Source organism: Aeromicrobium chenweiae, from assembly GCF_003065605.1.
Classification (GTDB): domain Bacteria; phylum Actinomycetota; class Actinomycetes; order Propionibacteriales; family Nocardioidaceae; genus Aeromicrobium; species Aeromicrobium chenweiae.
The window spans coordinates 643774-660544 of record NZ_CP026952.1; the positions used below are offsets into that span (position 1 = coordinate 643774).

The window sequence follows — 16771 nt, forward strand, 5'->3', positions numbered from 1 at the left end:
CGGGTCAGACCGGGCGGGGGTTCTTCTCGTGCGGGTCCCGGGTGGAGGTGAGCTCCTCGAGGAAGTTGCTCGCCCACAGCTCGATGTCGTTCTCCATGACCTGCTTGCGCATCGCCTTCATGCGGCGGGCGTTCTCGCGAGGGCTCGCGTTGATCGCGGCCAGCATCATGCTCTTCATGCCGTTGATGTCGTGCGGGTTGACCTGGTACGCCTGCTTGAGCTCGGAGGCGGCGCCCGCGAACTCGCTGAGCACCAGGGCGCCGCGTTCGTCGTAGCGGCACGCGACGTACTCCTTGGCGACGAGGTTCATGCCGTCGCGCAGCGGTGTCACGACCATCACGTCGGCCGCGCGGTAGAGCGCGGCCATCTCGGCGCGGGGATAGGAGGCGTGGAGGTAGGTGACCGGCTGCTGGCCGATGCGCGCCACGTCGCCGTTGATGCGCCCGACGAGGCGGTTGATGTCGTCGCGGAGCAGCTTGTACTGCTGCACGCGCTCGCGCGACGGGGTCGCGACCTGCACGAAGACCGCGTCGTCGACGTGCAGCGACCCCTCGGAGATGAGCTCGCCGAACGCGCGGAGCCGCTGGCGCAGGCCCTTGGTGTAGTCGAGCCGGTCGATGCCGAGCAGGATCGTGCGGGGGTTGCCGAGGCTCTCGCGGATCTCCGCCGCCCGGGCGATGACCTCGGGGGTGCGGGCGAGCTCCTCGAAGCCCGCGGCGTCGATCGAGATCGGGTACGCCTTGGCGAGCACGGTGCGGCCGTCCGGCAGGTAGATCATGTCGCGGTGGGTCTTGTGCCCGACGCGCTGACGCACGAGGCGGACGAAGTTCTGCGCCGCCCCGGGCATCTGGAAGCCGACCAGGTCCGCGCCCAGCAGCCCCTCGAGGATCTCCCGGCGCCACGGCAGCTGCTGGAAGAGCTCGGTGGGAGGGAACGGGATGTGCAGGAAGAAGCCGATCCGCAGGTCGGGACGCAGCTCGCGCAGCATCGCCGGGACGAGCTGCAGCTGGTAGTCCTGGACCCAGACGACCGCGTGCTCCTTGGCGACCTTCGCGGCGCGCTCGGCGAAGCGGCGGTTGACCCGGACGTACGACTCCCACCACTCGCGGTGGAACTCCGGGGGAGCGACGACGTCGTGGTACAGCGGCCACAGGGTCGCGTTGGAGAAGCCCTCGTAGTACTCGGCGACCTCGGCCTCGGACAGGGGCACGGGCTCGAGGTGCATGCCGTTGTGCTCGAAGGGCTTGACCTTCTCGTCCGCGGCGCCGTGCCAGCCGATCCACGCGCCGCCGTTGCGCTTCATCACCGGCTCGAGGGCGGTGACGAGCCCGCCGGGGGAGGTGCGCCACATGGTCGACCCGTCGGGCGCGGAGACCCGGTCGACGGGGAGGCGGTTGGCGATCACCACGAAGTCTGCGGTGCCGTCGGTCATGGGGATCACCTTAGCGGGGAACGGCGGATCTCACCGCTCGGCGACACCGAGCTGGGACAGGATGTCGTCCATCTGCCGCTGGATCGACACGGTCTCGTCGAGCGGGAGCAGCGTGGACTCGGTCCTCCCGTCGCGCAGGCAGGCTGCGACCTCCTCGATCTCGTGGGCGTACCCGCGTCCGGTGACGGCCTCGGAGACCGTGACCGGCTGGTCGTCGTGCACGACCGTGAGCTCCGACGGGTGGTGGAACCGCCCCGGCAGCTCGATGCGTCCGGCGTCGCCCGCGACGCTCGCCCGGTTGTCGCCCCACGCGAGCTGGGTCCAGGCGATCGTCGCGACGGCGCCCGAGGCGTACGTCAGGACGGCCCCGCCGTTGACGTCGATGCCCTGGTCGGACAGCACACCACCGGCGGCGATGTCGACGGGCTCGCCGAGCAGCAGGTGGGCGAACGTCAACGGGTAGATGCCGACGTCGAGCAGCGCGCTGGCGCCGAGGGCCGGGTCCCACAGCCTTGGGTTGTCGGTGGGGGCGGCGAACCCGAGCTCGGCGCGCACCTGCGACACCGTGCCCACCGCGCCGTCGGCGACCAGCCCGGTGAGGCGACGGATGATCGGGTTGGTGCGCATCCACATGGCCTCGGCGAAGAACAGCCCGCGGTCGCGCGCCTCGGCCACGAGGTCCGCGGAGTCGCGGGCGTTGAGCGTCAGGGCCTTCTCGCAGAGCACCGCCTTGCCGGCCTCGAAGCACATCCGGACGTCCTCGAGGTGCCGGGAGTGGGGGGTCGCGACGTAGACGACGTCCACGTCGGGGTCGGCGGCCAGCTCCTCGTACGAGCCGTGGGCGCGGGTCGCGCCGAACCGGTCGGCGAACTCCGTGGCCGCGTCGGGCCGGCGGGAGCCGACGGCGACGAGCTCGTTGTCGGGCACGAGTGCGAGATCGGTCGCGAAGCTGGTGGCGATCGCGCCGGTGGCCAGGATTCCCCATCGAGTGGTCATGGGTGGAGTCTGGTCACATCGGGCGCTTCCTGCCAAACGAATGACATGCGTGTTATTCATGGCCTAACATGGCAGGCATGAGCGCCGTGGAGAAGTCGAACGCCGCCGGCACGTCGGCCACCCCGTCGTTGTCGGACCGCGACCGGGAGATCCTGGCACTCGAGCGACTCTGGTGGCAGTACGCAGGTGCCAAGGAGCAGGCGATCCGCGACAAGTTCGACATGTCCGCGACCCGCTACTACCAGGTCCTCAACGCGCTGATCGACCGTGAGGACGCCCTGGCGTTCGACCCGTTGCTGGTCAAGCGCCTGCGTCGCCTCCGCGCTCAGCGCCAGCGCAGCCGCTCGGCCAGGCGCCTCGGCATCGATCTCTGAGGCGCCATGGTGGCGCACCGCAAGAACGTCCCCACCCGCCAGGCGTACGTGCCGACGGGATGGTCCATCGTCCTGACCGTCATGCTCTGCATCGGTGGCGCAGGCTGGCTCGGCCTGCTGCTCGTCGGTGACTCCGACCCGTCCGGCTCGCCGGCGGCGACGACCCCGTCGATCTCGATGTCGCCGGACCCCACGAAGTCGACCCCCAGGCCCACGAAGAAGAGCACGACGCCCCGGCCGACCAGGACCACCCCGAGCCCCGCGGAGACCACCAGCCCGGCGGTCCGGCGCGACTCGCTCGTGACGGTGCTCAACAACTCCGGCGTCGTCGGCGCCGCCCGCGCGTTCTCGGCGAAGGTGGCCGAGGCCGGCTGGCCGGTCGGTGGCATCGGCAACTGGACGGGGTCGATCCCCGCCAACACCGTCTACTACCCGCCGGGGCTCCAGGAGCAGGCCGAGCTGCTCGGCCGGGACGTCGGGATCGGGCGCATCCTGCCCAGCGTGGCACCCATGCGGACGGACCGGCTGACGATCATCTTGTCGGGCCCGCAATGATCGGGGTATGACCTCGTCCACCCGCGCCGCCGTCGTCGCCGATCCCAGCCACACCCTGCTGGCCCTCGACTTCGACGGCACGCTCGCCCACATCGTCGACGACCCCACGCGCGCGTACGCGCATCCACGCTCGGTGGACGCCCTCGCCCGGCTCGGGACGGTCCTCGGGCAGGTCGCGATCGTGACCGGCCGTCCGGTGCCGCAGGCGCTGGAGCTGGGCGGGTTCGTGGGACGTCCCGGTCTGGAGCGTCTCGTGATCCACGGCCAGTACGGCGCCGAGCGGTGGGACGCGGCGGACGGCGAGACGACCCGGCCCGAGCGGCCTGCGGCGATCGGCCGGCTCGCCGAGGTGCTGCCGTCCTGGCTCGCCGAGCGCGGCGCCGGTGACGCGCGGCTGGAGGACAAGGGCCTCGCGATCGCGATCCACACCCGCGGCATCGGGGAGGGCCTGCTCGACTCCCTCGCCGCGCCGCTCGCGGACCTCGCCCGCGAGCTCGGCCTGGTGGTCGAGCCGGGACGTCAGGTGATCGAGCTGCGTGCGCCCGGCCACGACAAGGGCGACGCGGTGCGCACCCTGATCCGCGACCTGGGCGCCCGGCACGTGGTGTTCGCCGGGGACGACCTCGGCGACCTGCCGGCGTACGACGCGGTCGACGCCCTGCGCGACCAGGGCGTCGACGGCCTGCTGATCTGCTCCGCGTCGGCCGAGCAGGACGCCCTCGTGGCGCGGGCCGACCTCGTCCTCGAGGGCCCGGACGCCGTCGCCGGCTGGCTCGAGGAGCTCGCGGACGACCTCGGCGTCTGACCCCTCCCGTCGTCTGACGTCATCCCGCGCGTGGCTCCGGCGCCTCGCCGGGGATGACGTCATGCCCGCGTGCCCGCCTGGCGAACGGATGGCGTCCACGATGTGGACCGGGTGGACACATCGTGAGACGGCCGCCTAGGCTGGAGCCACTCATCCAGAGGGGTAGAGGGATACGGCCCGACGACACCCCAGCAACCAGTCGCAGCACGCGACCAGGTGCTCATTCCGTCCCGGACGACAGTCGATCCGGGAAAGATGACCAGGAGGTTCGCGTGACCATCACCGCCCAGGACTCGACCCAGACGCCCGCTGCTCACAGCATCCGCGACGGGGCCTTCGGCCACGCGACCGGACTCAGCTGTCGCGAGTGCGGTGCGACCCAGGAGCTCGGCCCGCACTACGTGTGCAGCGACTGCTTCGGCCCGCTGGAGATCTCGTACGACTTCCCGGCCGTCACCCGCGAGCAGATCGAGGCCGGCCCCAGCAACATCTGGCGATACAAGGCGCTGCTGCCCGTCCCGGACGACATCGAGACGAGCCCCAACCTCGAGCCCGGCTTCACCCGGCTCCTGCGGGCGGACAACCTCGCGGCCGAGCTCGGTCTGACGAAGCTGTGGGTCAAGGACGACAGCACGAACCCCACCAACTCGTTCAAGGACCGCGTCGTCGCGTGCGCGCTGAGCGCCGCCCGCGAGCTCGGCAGCCGCGTGTTCGCGTGTCCGTCCACGGGCAACCTCGCCAACGCCGTCGCCGCGGCGGGCGCTCGCGCCGGCATCAAGACCGTGGTCTTCATCCCCAGCAACCTCGAGACGCCCAAGCAGGTCAACTCGGCGGTCTACACCGAGAACCTCATCGCGGTCGACGGCAACTACGACGACGTCAACAAGCTCGCCAGCGAGATCGCGGGGGAGCAGGACGGCTGGGCGTTCGTCAACGTCAACGTCCGCCCGTTCTACGCCGAGGGGTCCAAGACGCTCGGCTACGAGATCGCCGAGCAGCTCGGCTGGCGACTCCCGGACCAGATCGTCATCCCGGTCGCCTCCGGCTCGCAGCTGACCAAGGTCCACAAGGCGTTCCGTGAGCTGGTCGCGCTCGGCCTGGTCGAGGACAAGCCGGTGAAGATCTACGGCGCCCAGGCGACCGGCTGCTCGCCGGTGTCCGAGGCGTTCCGCCAGGGCTGGGACGCGATCAAGCCCGTGCGCCCCGACACGATCGCCAAGTCGCTCGCGATCGGCAACCCCGCGGACGGCATCTACGTGCTCGACATCTGCCGGGAGACCGGAGGCGCCGTCGCGGACATCTCCGACGACGAGGTGCGTGACGCGATCGTCCTGCTTGCCCGCACCGAGGGCATCTTCACCGAGACGGCCGGCGGCACGACCGTCGGCGTCCTGAAGAAGCTCGTCGAGACCGGCGTGCTCGACCCCGAGCTCGAGACGGTCGTCATCAACACCGGTCACGGGCTCAAGACGCTCGACGCCGTCACGAGCCTCGTCGGTCCCGCCGCCACCATCGCGCCCACGTACCAAGCCTTTGTCGACGCCGACATCGTCTGACCTGACCACAAGCCGAGGAGCCAAGCACATGTCAGTAGCGGTCCGTATCCCCACGATCCTGCGCACCTACACGCAGGACCAGTCCCAGGTCACCGCCGAGGGCTCGACCCTGACCGACGTCATCGAGTCGCTGGAGTCCAGCTTCCCCGGCATCAAGGGCCGCGTGGTCGACGACGAGGGCAAGCTGCGCCGCTTCGTCAACATCTACGTCGCCGAGGAGGACGTGCGGTTCTCCCAGGGCCTGGACACCCCCACGCCGGACGGCTCGCAGGTCTCGATCATCCCGGCGGTCGCCGGCGGTTGCTGAGCGCCGGAGGGGCCCGGTCCGCCGCAGACCGGCCGTGACCACGGGCCGTCGAGGCGGGTAGGCTCTTGACATCGGGTCCTCGGCAGGTGGGCCCGCATCTGTGACAGGTGGGAGTGGCGGCATGGTGCATGGCACCGTCAAGTGGTTCAACGCTGACAAAGGCTACGGGTTCATCGAGGTGGAGGGTCAGGACGACGTCTTCGTCCACTGGTCCAAGATCGCGTCCGACGGCTACAAGACCCTCGAGGACGGCCAGAAGGTCGAGTTCGAGGTGGTCGACGGGCCCAAGGGTCGCGAGGCCCACGAGGTCATCAGCCACTGAGGCAGCACGGGAGGCCCGGTCCGGGGGACCGGGTCTTTTCATGTGCCCGGAGCACGTGCCCCAATACGACACTTGCCATGTCACATCACCGCTGACATACTCGCGGTATGCTCATTTCCGCCGCTGAACCCGTCACCGCACCCGTCGGTGGCGCCGAGCTCGGCCAGGTCATCGGCCTCTCGATCGCTGCCACCCTCGTCACGTGCGTCCTCCTCGTCGTCGCGTGGGCCCACCGGACCCACCGCATCGACTGGTTCGAGAACCTCGGCAAGCGCCTCGGCGCCCAGCACGGTGAGCCCGGCTGGTCCACGATCCCGACGATGTTCGTCGCGAGCTCACTCATCGTCGCGCTGCTCGGCTTCATGTGGGACGTCAGCCTGCACGCGGGGCGCGGCCGGGACGCAGGACCGCTGGCCAATCCCGCGCACTACCTGATCCTCTACGGGCTCTTCGCCCTCTTCGTCGCCGGCATGTCCGCGATCGTGTACCCCCGCGACGGCGAGAAGCCGGGCATCGCCGCCGTTCGCATCACGCGCCACTGGTACGCCCCGGTGAGCGGCATCTTCATCGCCGCCTGCGGCCTGTACGCGTTGATCGGCTTCCCGCTCGACGACGTCTGGCACCGCATGTTCGGCCAGGACGTGACCCTGTGGGGTCCGACGCACCTCATGCTGATCGGCGGCGCCGGCCTGTCCACCGCCGGCATCATCCTGCTGAACCGGGAGGCCGAGATCCACATGCGGGCCCGGGGCAGGGCGGTGCCGACGTGGATCAAGACCACGATGAACTCGATCGCGTTCGGCGCGCTGCTCATCGGGCTGTCCGTGTTCCAGGCCGAGTTCGACTTCGGCATCGCACAGTTCCGCATGGTCTTCGCGCCGCTGATGATCGTCGTCGCGGCCGGCGTCGCGCTGGTCGCCGCGCGCCTCTACGTGGGGCCGGGTGCAGCGATCGGTGCCGCGATCTTCTTCCTGCTGATGCGCGGCATCATCTCGTTCATCGTCACCGACGTCATGGGCGAGGCGCACCACGTCTTCCCGCTCTACCTGGGCAGTGCGGTGCTGATCGAGCTGCTCGCCCTGTCCCGGCTCAAGGACAAGCCCTTGTGGTTCGGCGCCGTCGGCGGCCTGCTGATCGGCACCGTGGGCCTGGTCATCGAGAAGCTGTGGAACGACCAGGTCTTCCAGTTCCCGTGGGCCAAGGACATGTGGGTCGAGGGCCTGCTCATGGCCGTCCCGGTGGCCATCGGGGCCGGCCTGTGCGGCGCGCTGTTCGCGATGGGCCTCAAGGGCGAGCTGCCGCGCAGGAACGTCGGACGGGTCATCGTCACCGCGTCCGTGCTGGTGCTGTCCGCCGCGGTGGCCAACGGCCTGTACGCGACGGTCCCCAAGAACGAGTCCGCCACGTTCGCGCTCACCCAGGTGGGCACCCCCGAGGAGCCCGAGGTCACCGCGCAGGTCACGCTGTCGGACGGCGTCGCCGACGACGACCCGACCTGGGTGCAGATCACGGCCTGGCAGGGCGGCGGCGAAGGGGTCGTGACCGACCGGCTGCGCCGCACCGGTGACGGCACCTACGAGTCGACCCGGCCCGTGCCGGTCGGCGGCAACTGGAAGACGCTGCTGCGCGTGCAGGACGGGCGCACGCTCGCGGCCGTCCCGATCTTCCTGCCAGCCGACGCTCCCCTCAAGGTCGAGGAGGTCCCGGCGTCCGCGTCGTTCACGCGCGAGTTCGTCCCGGAGATCGACATCCTGCAGCGCGAGCGCAAGGACGACAGCTCGGCGCTGCTGTGGGCCGCGGCCAACATGGTCGTGCTGCTCTGCAGCCTCGGCATCATCATCGGCATCTGTGTCTCGGTCTCGCGGGTCGCCCGCCGGATCGAGGAGCACGAGGCGCAGGCGGGGTCCGAGCGAGCGCCTACGCTGGCCCCATGATCCCCGCCGGCTCCCAGCCCCTCGGTGACGCGCTCCTGGCCCACCACGTCGCGCTGCTCGCCATCCCGGCGATCGTGCCGGCCGCCGTGGTGGTCGGGGTGGTCCTCTACATCGCCCGCAAGGACCGACGCGAGGAGCGCGAGGAGCGCGAGCTCATCGAGCGCGCCCTCGACGAGACCGAGAACGACGCCGACCGTCCCTGACCTCGACACGACCACGAAGAGAGCGCCACGCATGAAGATCGCCGCAGCCCTGCTCGCCGCCGTCCTGCTCCTCGCAGGATGCGGCGGATCGGACTCTGACGGACCCGCACCGGACCGCGACAGCTCGAGGCCGCTCACCGGCGAGGGCCAGCGCGAGCAGACCAAGGAGCAGGGCGAGGAGGCCGAGAAGGCGCAGGAGCTCGGCGAGGCCGAGCGGGGCAGCGTCGTCGGCATCGTCATCAAGGCCGGCAAGGTCATCCCCCAGGGCGAGCGGGTCGAGGTCCGCGTCGGCGAGCAGATCACCCTGAACGTCCGGTCGGACGCCGCGGAGGAGATCCACGTCCACTCCGACCCCGAGCACACGTACGAGGTGCCCGCCGGCGGCACGATCTCCGAGACGTTCTCGGTCGGCACGCCCGGCCAGGTCGCGGTCGAGGCGCACCACCTGGGCGCCACGATCGTGCAGCTCGTCGTCCGTCCGTGATCCTGCCCTCGGCGCCGGGTGCAGGCCTCGCGGCGCACGGGATCGGCGGCTCGACCGACCTGCCCATCCCGTTCATCTACGCGATGGTCGGCGCGTCCTGGGCGCTGACGATCTCGTTCGCGGTGCTCGCGCTGGCCTGGAAGGAACCACGGTTCCAGGACGAGAGAGCCGATCCGGAGCCGCCGCGCCGTCCCTGGCTCGCGGCGGTCGGGCTCCTGGTCACGGCCTGGGTGCTGGTCGCGCTCTACGCCGGGCCCTCGGACCCGTCGAACGGCGGCCTCCAGACGTTCTACATCTTCGTGTGGGTCGGACTCGTCCCGCTGGCCCTGGTCGCGGGGCACGTGTGGCGTGACCTCTCACCGTGGCGGACGCTGACCGGACGCGGGATCTGGACGTACCCCGAGCGTCTCGGCTACTGGCCGGCGGCGGTCGGCCTGTTCGCGTTCGTCTGGCTGGAGCTGGCGTCACCCGACCCGGGGGACGTCTCGGCGGTCCGCACGTGGGTGGCCGTCTACGTCATCGCGATGCTGGTGGGCGGTGTGGCGTTCGGGCCCAGGTGGTTCGACCGGGCGGACCCCTTCGACGTCTACAGCGCGATCGTGGCGCGCATGTCGCCCGTCGTCCGGGGCGGGCGGCGCTCGCGCAACCCGCTGCGGGGGCTGACGACCGTGCCCGTGGCGCCCGGCCTGGTCCCGGTGCTCGCGGTGCTGCTCGGCTCGACGGCGTACGACAGCTTCTCCGCGTCGTCGTTCTGGCAGCGCCGGTCGTTGTCGGGCCTGCAGCACTCCGCGACGCTGCTGGCGTTCTGCCTCGTCGTGGGGGTGCTGTTCGTCGCGGCGTCGATGGCGACCGGCGGCGTCACCCGGGAGCAGCGGCGGGCGATGCCCGGCCTGCTCGCGCACTCGCTGGTGCCGATCGTGGTCGGCTACGTCTTCGCGCACTACCTGACGTACCTGGTCGAGAAGGGGCAGGCTGCGTTCCTCGCGCTGCTCGACCCGCTCGGGCGTGGCTGGGCACCGCTGGGGGACCCGGATGTCTCCTACTTCCTGACCGAGCACACCTCGACGCTGGCGGCGCTGAAGGTCACGTTCGTGGTGGCCGGGCACGTCCTGGCCGTCGTCGCGGCCCATGACCGGGCGCTGGTGCTGCTGCCGCGCGCGCACCGGCTGAGCGGACAGCTCGCGATGCTCGTGCTGATGGTCGCCTACACGTTCACCGGGCTGTACCTGCTGTTCTCGGTCTGACCCGCCCCGCCCCCGGGGGCGGTGGATCTGCCACCGTATGAGCTCGATTTCTCGCTCGTACGGTGGGGCATCCACCACCCGGGACGGGGGGCGCGCTGGGAAGGTGGAGCATCCACCGACCCGCGGGGTACCGTCCGAGGATGGCGACGATCTACAACACCGCGACGAGCCTCGACGGATTCCTGGCCACCCCCGACAACTCGCTGCAATGGCTGTTCGACGTGCCGGGCGCAGACGACGAGGAGTCGGGCATCGACGACTTCCTGGCGGGCATCGGTGCGATGGCGATGGGCTCGACCACGTACGAGTGGGTCGTCGAGCACGAGTCCCTCATGGAACGTCCTGCGACGTGGACGGCCTGGTACGGCGACCGTCCCGCGTGGGTGTTCACGCACCGTGACCTCCCGGTCGTCAAGGGCGCCGACATCCGGTTCACCCGGGCCCCGGTGCGCGAGGTGCACGCCGAGATGGTGGCCGCCGCGGGCGGTCGCGACCTCTGGGTCATGGGCGGCGGCGACCTGGCCGGACAGTTCGCCGACGCCGGGCTGCTCGACCGCATCGTCGCGACCATCGCCCCCGTCACCCTGGGGGACGGGGCGCCGCTGCTGCCTCGCGACCTCCGTTCCGATCGCCTGACCCTGTCCTCGGTGGGCCGGCGCGGACAGTTCGCCGAGCTCACGTACGACGTCCGGTCGCCGGCCTGAACGCGGTGGTGACGATGTCCGGCTTCCCCGTCCTGCTGAGCACCGCGATCGACGCGCGCGACTGCCGGGAGCTCGCGGAGTTCTACCGCCGGCTCCTCGGACTGCACTACCGCGAGGGCGACGAGCCGCCGAGCGACGGGAGTTCGGACGACGCGGACTGGCTGGTCCTGCTCGACGAGCGCGGCCGCCGGGTGCTGGCCGTCCAGGAGAAGAAGGACCTCACCTCCGCGACATGGCCGTCCGAGGCGGTACCGATGCAGATGCACATGGACTTCGAGGTCCCGTCCGTCGCGGAGCTGGAGCGTCATCGCGTGCGGGCCGAGCAGCTGGGCGCGGTGCTCCGCCACGATCGTTCGGACCACGACGAGCCGCTGTACGTGCTGGCCGATCCGGCCGGACACCCGTTCTGCCTGCTCGTGCCGCCGGGCGGCGGGACGGCCTGATCGGGCCGCCTGATTGCGCTGGGTGGATTAGCACTCGTATAGTGAGAGTGCTAGACAGCGCAGCTGCCGAGCACCCGGATCAGACCGATGAGGTTGTGGGCCGAGGCGAGAAGGGTTCGCCGCACGCCGCAGCCGTCCGTCGCGGGCATCGTCTGGTCTTCCACGTCGACAACCAAGTCGGAGAAACGTACACATGGCAAAAACGATTGCTTTCAACGAGGAAGCCCGTCGCGGCCTCGAGCGCGGTATGAACCAGCTCGCCGACGCGGTCAAGGTGACCCTCGGCCCCAAGGGTCGCAACGTCGTCCTGGAGAAGAAGTGGGGCGCCCCCACGATCACCAACGACGGCGTCAGCATCGCTCGCGAGATCGAGCTCGAGGACCCGTACGAGAAGATCGGCGCGGAGCTCGTCAAGGAGGTCGCCAAGAAGACTGACGACGTCGCCGGTGACGGCACGACGACCGCCACGGTGCTCGCCCAGGCCCTCGTCCGCGAAGGCCTGCGCAACGTCGCGGCCGGCGCCAACCCGATGGGTCTGAAGAAGGGCATCGAGATCGCTGTCGAGGCCATCTCGTCCCAGCTGCTCGGCATGGCCAAGGACGTCGAGACCAAGGAGCAGATCGCCTCCACCGCCTCCATCTCCGCCGCTGACACCACGGTCGGCGAGATCATCGCCGAGGCGATGGACAAGGTCGGCAAGGAAGGCGTCATCACGGTCGAGGAGTCGAACACGTTCGGCATCGACCTGGAGCTGACCGAGGGCATGCGCTTCGACAAGGGTCACCTGTCGGGCTACTTCGTCACCGATCCGGAGCGTCAGGAGACCGTCCTGGACGATCCCTACATCCTGATCGTCAACTCCAAGATCACGTCGGTCAAGGACATGGTCCCCGTCCTCGAGAAGGTCATGCAGTCGGGCAAGCCGCTCGTCATCATCGCCGAGGACATCGAGGGCGAGGCCCTCGCGACGCTGATCGTCAACAAGATGCGTGGCACCTTCAAGTCGGTCGCCGTCAAGGCTCCCGGCTTCGGTGACCGCCGCAAGGCCATGCTGGCCGACATCGCCATCCTCACCGGTGGCGAGGTCATCAGCGAGGAAGTCGGTCTCAAGCTCGAGAACGCCGACCTGACGCTGCTCGGCACGGCTCGCAAGGTCGTCACGACCAAGGACGAGACCACGATCGTGGAGGGCGGTGGCTCGGACGACCAGATCGCCGGCCGCGTCAACCAGATCAAGGCCGAGATCGAGAACAGCGACTCCGACTACGACCGCGAGAAGCTCCAGGAGCGTCTGGCCAAGCTCGCCGGCGGCGTCGCCGTCATCAAGGTCGGCGCGGCCACCGAGGTCGAGCTCAAGGAGCGCAAGCACCGCATCGAGGACGCCGTCCGCAACGCGAAGGCAGCCGTCGAGGAGGGCATCGTCGCCGGTGGTGGCGTCGCTCTCGTCCAGGCCGCCGCTGCGGTCTTCGCCAAGCTCGAGCTGACGGGCGACGAGGCCACGGGTGCGAACATCGTGCGCGTCGCCGCTTCGGCCCCGCTCAAGCAGATCGCGATCAACGCCGGCCTCGAAGGTGGAGTCGTCGCTGAGAAGGTCACCAACCTGCCCGACGGACACGGCCTCAACGCCGCGACCGGCGAGTACGTCGACCTGATCGCCGCGGGCATCATCGACCCGGCCAAGGTCACCCGCTCGGCGCTGCAGAACGCAGCATCGATCGCGGCACTGTTCCTCACCACCGAGGCCGTCGTCGCCGACAAGCCGGAGCCCGCTCCGGCCGGCGGTGGCGCCCCGGACATGGGTGACATGGGAGGCATGGGCTTCTAGTCACGGTGTGACAGGAGCTGCCAGCACCAGCGAGGGCCCCGTGGGACGCGCAAGCGTCCTGCGGGGCCCTCGTCGTTCGCCAGGGGGCAGCGAGTGGCGCAGACCGGGGCCCGAGTGGCGCAGATCTGCACGACTCGCCGTCTCAGAACCTTCAGCTTGCGCCAGTCGCGGCCTGGGTCAGAGGTGGGTGCGGACGTCGCGGAGCTCGGGGAAGAAGGTGAGCTCGAGGGCCTTCTGCAGGAAGTGGACGCCGGACGAGCCGCCCGTGCCGCGCTTGAACCCGATGATCCGCTCGACCGTCTTGAGGTGGCGGAACCGCCAGAGCTGGAAGCTCTCCTCGACGTCGACGAGCTCCTCGCACATCTCGTACGCGTCCCAGTGCGCCTGCGGATCGGCGTAGACCCGGCGGAACACCTCGACCACTCCCGCGTCCGCGGCGTACGGCTGGGTGAGATCGCGCTCGAGGACCGAGGCGGGCACCTCGTGCCCGTGGCGGGCCAGGTAGCGCAGGAACGCGTCGTACAGGCTCGGCGCCTCCAGGTCGGCCTGCAGCCCCGCGAGCAGGTCCGGGTCGTGGGCGAACACCGCGATCATCTGCGGGTTCTTGTTGCCGAGCAGGAACTCGACCGTGCGGTACTGCGGCGACTGGAATCCCGACGCCTTGCCCAGGGAGTCCCGGAACTGGACGTACTCGACCGGCGTCAGCGTCTCCAGCACCGACCACTGCTCGAACATCTGGCGCTGGATCGCCTTGACCCGGGCCAGCCGCTTCAGCGCGGGGGACAGGTCGTCCTCGGTGAGCAGCGCGATCGCCGACCGCAGCTCGTGGACGAGCTGCTTGAGCCACAGCTCGGTCACCTGGTGCTGAATGATGAACAGCATCTCGTCGTGATGGTCGGAGACCGGTTGCTGGGCCGAGAGCAGGGTCGGCAGCTGCAGGTAGCCGGCGTACGTCATCTCGCCACGGAGGTCGGTGGCGACCCCGTCCTCGATCGGTCGGAATGTCGGGTCCATCCAAGAACCGTAGGCCTTGCCGGTTCGTGACAGGCTGGTGGCATGGCACTCATCGAGGCACATTCCCTCGGCAAGGCGTACGGAACCACCCGCGCCGTCAACGATCTGTCCTTCACGGTTCGGCCCGGGAGCGTCACCGGGTTCCTCGGTCCGAACGGCTCCGGGAAGTCCACGACGATGCGCCTCATGCTGGGGCTGGATCGCGGCGAGGGGACCACGACCTTCGACGGCGTGCCCTTCCAGCAGCTCGACCACCCCATGCGGCACGTCGGAGCGCTGCTGGAGGCCAAGCCGTTCCACCCGACCCGTCGGGCGCGCAACCACCTGCGGATGCTCGCGGTCTCCAACGGCATCGGGGACCGCCGGGTCGACGAGGTGCTCGCCCTGGTCGGCCTCGAGTCCGTCGCCCGGGGCAGGCCCGGGAAGTTCAGCCTCGGGATGGGTCAGCGCCTCGGCATCGCCTGCGCCCTCCTGGGTGATCCGCACACCCTGATCCTCGACGAGCCGAGCAACGGTCTCGACCCGCAAGGCATCCAGTGGCTGCGCAGCCTGCTCCAACATCTCGCCAAGGAGGGCAGGTCGGTGTTCGTCTCGAGCCACCTGCTGCAGGAGATGAGCGTCCTCGCCGACGAGCTCGTCGTGATCGGGCGCGGCACGATGCTCGCGAACGGCCCGGTCCAGGACTTCATCCAGCACAGCGGTCTCGGGTCGGTCGAGGTGCGCACGCCCGACGGGGCGCTGCTGCAGCCGCGCCTCGCGGCCCTCGGCGCCGAGGTCACGACCTCGGACGGGACGCTCGTGGTCCGCGGTGTCAGCGCCGAGCAGGTGGGCGACGAGGCGCATGCGGCCGGTGCCCGGGTGCACCAGCTCGTGACCCGGCAGGCGACGCTGGAGGAGGCCTTCCTCGAGGCGACCGGCCTGTCCGAGGAGTTCCGGGGAGGAGCGTCATGATCGACGCCCTGCGCTACGAGTACCTCCGGCTGCGCACGATCCGCTCCACGTACTGGCTGATCGCGATCGCGATGGCGTTCCAGCTCGTGATGTCGATCGTCCTCGCGACCGTCATCTCGACGTCGGACGCCTTCGTCGGCGACAACACCTTCGACGTGATCTCCACGATCGGGGCCTCGAGCGGCGTCGCCCCGCTGTTCATCGCCTACATCATCGGCCTGCTCGGCGTCTTCTCGATGGGCCACGAGTACCGCCACGGCATGATCCGCGCGACGCTCACCGCGATCCCCAACCGCACGCACGTGTTCGTCGCCAAGATCGTCACGACGGTCGTCATCTCGGCGCTCGCGGCCCTGCTGTGCGTGCTCATCGCCCTGCTGTGCATCGTGGCGTACGGCCTGGACCTGCCGACGGCCCGCGGACTGCTCGGCATGGCGGCCGGCACGGCCGTCTTCACCGCCCTGTTCTCGCTGTCGGGCATGGCGTACGCGACGATCACGCGCAACCAGACGGCCGCGGTCGCGCTGCTGCTCCTGGTGCCCTCGGTGCTCGAGTCGATCATCCGGGCCATCGTGGTCGCGATCAAGGCCGCCTCGGACGACCCCACCTCGGAGGGAGGGGTGATGAACATCCTGAAGTTCCTCCCGTACGACGCCGGCGGCAAGCTCTACACCCGCGCATCCCTCGCGGACCTGCTGGAGTTCCTGGGCTACAAGCCGTTCGGCGCGGTCGGCGGCGGCATCGTCCTGGGGGTCTTCGTGGCGGCGCTCCTCGGCATCGGGTACGCGCTGTTCCTGCGCCGCGACGCCTGAGCCGCCCGCCCCGGCGTCCTGGCGCAGCTCCGGGGACGGGATGATGTCGCGGTGGATCCGACCCCGCGCCCAGCGCTGACCGCCGAGCACCGCGACCGGCTGCGCGCTGCCGGGGCCGCCGCGACCTCGCTCGACGAGACGACCTGGCACCTCGTCACCGATGCCCTGCCGGACTGGTGGCACGACTGCGGCAACGCCCTCTACCTGGCCGACGGAGCCGCGCTGCCCGACCACGTGCTGGCCTCGCTGCAGCTCTTCCCGGTGCGCGACGTGCTGGTCGCCGTCGGCTCGCACCTGGAGTGGCTCACCTCGTTGCTGGTCGGGGGCGACGGCGCCACGGTGTTCATCGGCCGCGGGTGCGCGCTGACCGCCGGCGAGCTGTACTGCGGTGCGGACTCCCAGATCGTCCTCCACGGCCCGCTGGTCGCCACACGCAGCGCGATCGTGGACGCCCGCAACGGCGGCAGCGTCGTCGCGGAGCCCGATCAGCTGTGGGCGGCGGACGTCTACATCGCGACCGACGACATGCACCGGCTGGAGGACCGCCGGACCGGTGAGCGGATCAACCCGTACGGTGCGCACATCCGCCTGGGGCCCCACGTCTGGCTGTGCCGGGACGCGGTCGTCACGGGCCATGTCGAGATCGGCGAGGGTGCGGTGGTCGGGATGCGCAGCATGGTGCGCGGCCAGAAGGTGCCGCCGCACACCGTCGCTGCCGGTTCCCCGGCGCGCATCGTCCGCGAGGACGTGACGTGGAGCCTCGACGACGTGCCGTGAGCGGACGCCGGGGGACGACCGCGCCGAGGGGCG

Annotated in this window: 19 protein-coding genes and 1 riboswitch; of the genes, 16 read left to right on the forward strand and 3 right to left on the reverse strand. The window is 70.2% G+C overall.

All coding sequences use genetic code 11. The features are described 5' to 3' along the window. Positions 1 to 4: 4 nt before the first annotated feature. Both C3E78_RS03195 and C3E78_RS03200 read right to left on the reverse strand, forming a co-directional pair. Entirely contained in the window at positions 5 to 1432 is a 1428-nt protein-coding gene (locus tag C3E78_RS03195) for an alpha,alpha-trehalose-phosphate synthase (UDP-forming) (RefSeq protein ID WP_108576953.1), read from the reverse strand. 30 nt (positions 1433 to 1462) lie between these two features. Then, the gene (locus C3E78_RS03200; RefSeq protein ID WP_108576954.1) at positions 1463 to 2428 is read right to left on the reverse strand and encodes a Gfo/Idh/MocA family protein; all 966 of its coding nucleotides are present in this window, start codon (positions 2426 to 2428) and stop codon (positions 1463 to 1465) included. A 77-nt stretch (positions 2429 to 2505) separates the two neighbouring features. On the opposite strand from C3E78_RS03200, the gene C3E78_RS03205 reads away from it, so the two are divergent. From C3E78_RS03205 to groL, 13 genes are all read left to right on the forward strand, one after another. Further along, positions 2506 to 2802, forward strand: a complete 297-nt coding sequence (locus tag C3E78_RS03205; RefSeq protein WP_108576955.1) for a DUF3263 domain-containing protein — start codon at positions 2506 to 2508, stop codon at positions 2800 to 2802. A 6-nt stretch (positions 2803 to 2808) separates the two neighbouring features. Beyond that, entirely contained in the window at positions 2809 to 3357 is a 549-nt protein-coding gene (locus C3E78_RS03210; RefSeq protein ID WP_108576956.1) for a LytR C-terminal domain-containing protein, read from the forward strand. Positions 3358 to 3364: 7 nt separating this feature from the next. Further along, positions 3365 to 4162, forward strand: a complete 798-nt coding sequence (otsB, locus tag C3E78_RS03215; protein WP_108576957.1) for a trehalose-phosphatase — start codon at positions 3365 to 3367, stop codon at positions 4160 to 4162. A 147-nt stretch (positions 4163 to 4309) separates the two neighbouring features. After that, a riboswitch (SAM riboswitch) is annotated at positions 4310 to 4424 on the forward strand. A 10-nt stretch (positions 4425 to 4434) separates the two neighbouring features. Continuing rightward, positions 4435 to 5718: a threonine synthase gene (gene thrC / locus C3E78_RS03220; RefSeq protein ID WP_235833819.1), complete on the forward strand. Its 1284-nt coding sequence runs from the start codon at positions 4435 to 4437 to the stop codon at positions 5716 to 5718. A 28-nt stretch (positions 5719 to 5746) separates the two neighbouring features. Further along, a complete protein-coding gene (locus C3E78_RS03225) occupies positions 5747 to 6025 on the forward strand; it encodes a MoaD/ThiS family protein (protein ID WP_108576958.1) in 279 nt (92 codons plus the stop codon). A 121-nt stretch (positions 6026 to 6146) separates the two neighbouring features. Next, complete coding sequence (locus tag C3E78_RS03230) at positions 6147 to 6347, forward strand: cold-shock protein (RefSeq protein ID WP_108576959.1); 201 nt, start codon at positions 6147 to 6149, stop codon at positions 6345 to 6347. Between the two features lie 107 nt (positions 6348 to 6454). Further along, complete coding sequence (locus tag C3E78_RS03235; protein WP_108576960.1) at positions 6455 to 8281, forward strand: hypothetical protein; 1827 nt, start codon at positions 6455 to 6457, stop codon at positions 8279 to 8281. Continuing rightward, positions 8278 to 8484 (forward strand): hypothetical protein, encoded by a 207-nt coding sequence (locus tag C3E78_RS03240; protein WP_108576961.1) that lies wholly within the window; start codon positions 8278 to 8280, stop codon positions 8482 to 8484. Before C3E78_RS03235 ends, C3E78_RS03240 begins: the two co-directional genes overlap by 4 nt. Positions 8485 to 8515: 31 nt before the next feature. Then, the gene (locus C3E78_RS03245) at positions 8516 to 8968 is read left to right on the forward strand and encodes a hypothetical protein (RefSeq protein WP_108576962.1); all 453 of its coding nucleotides are present in this window, start codon (positions 8516 to 8518) and stop codon (positions 8966 to 8968) included. Further along, complete coding sequence (locus C3E78_RS03250) at positions 8965 to 10212, forward strand: hypothetical protein (RefSeq protein WP_235833818.1); 1248 nt, start codon at positions 8965 to 8967, stop codon at positions 10210 to 10212. Before C3E78_RS03245 ends, C3E78_RS03250 begins: the two co-directional genes overlap by 4 nt. A 140-nt stretch (positions 10213 to 10352) precedes the next feature. Continuing rightward, positions 10353 to 10916: a dihydrofolate reductase family protein gene (locus C3E78_RS03255; RefSeq protein WP_108576963.1), complete on the forward strand. Its 564-nt coding sequence runs from the start codon at positions 10353 to 10355 to the stop codon at positions 10914 to 10916. A 14-nt stretch (positions 10917 to 10930) separates the two neighbouring features. Beyond that, entirely contained in the window at positions 10931 to 11359 is a 429-nt protein-coding gene (locus C3E78_RS03260) for a VOC family protein (protein WP_108580724.1), read from the forward strand. 193 nt (positions 11360 to 11552) lie between these two features. Further along, positions 11553 to 13184, forward strand: coding sequence for a chaperonin GroEL (gene groL / locus C3E78_RS03265; protein ID WP_108576964.1), 1632 nt, complete (start codon positions 11553 to 11555; stop codon positions 13182 to 13184). Between the two features lie 177 nt (positions 13185 to 13361). Here the strand turns inward: groL and kynA are convergent, their stop codons facing one another. After that, positions 13362 to 14198 carry a tryptophan 2,3-dioxygenase gene (gene kynA / locus C3E78_RS03270; RefSeq protein WP_108576965.1) on the reverse strand — a complete coding sequence of 279 codons (837 nt, stop codon included), beginning with the start codon at positions 14196 to 14198 and terminating at the stop codon, positions 13362 to 13364. A 42-nt stretch (positions 14199 to 14240) separates the two neighbouring features. Between kynA and C3E78_RS03275 the strand changes: the two genes are divergently transcribed. Genes C3E78_RS03275 through C3E78_RS03285 form a run of 3 tightly spaced genes read left to right on the forward strand, consistent with a single transcriptional unit; the run spans position 14241 to position 16738 of the window. Continuing rightward, complete coding sequence (locus tag C3E78_RS03275; protein ID WP_108576966.1) at positions 14241 to 15149, forward strand: ATP-binding cassette domain-containing protein; 909 nt, start codon at positions 14241 to 14243, stop codon at positions 15147 to 15149. After that, positions 15146 to 15961, forward strand: a complete 816-nt coding sequence (locus C3E78_RS03280; RefSeq protein WP_108576967.1) for an ABC transporter permease — start codon at positions 15146 to 15148, stop codon at positions 15959 to 15961. Before C3E78_RS03275 ends, C3E78_RS03280 begins: the two co-directional genes overlap by 4 nt. A 51-nt stretch (positions 15962 to 16012) precedes the next feature. Continuing rightward, positions 16013 to 16738 carry an acyltransferase gene (locus C3E78_RS03285; RefSeq protein WP_108576968.1) on the forward strand — a complete coding sequence of 242 codons (726 nt, stop codon included), beginning with the start codon at positions 16013 to 16015 and terminating at the stop codon, positions 16736 to 16738. Positions 16739 to 16771 lie beyond the last annotated feature (33 nt).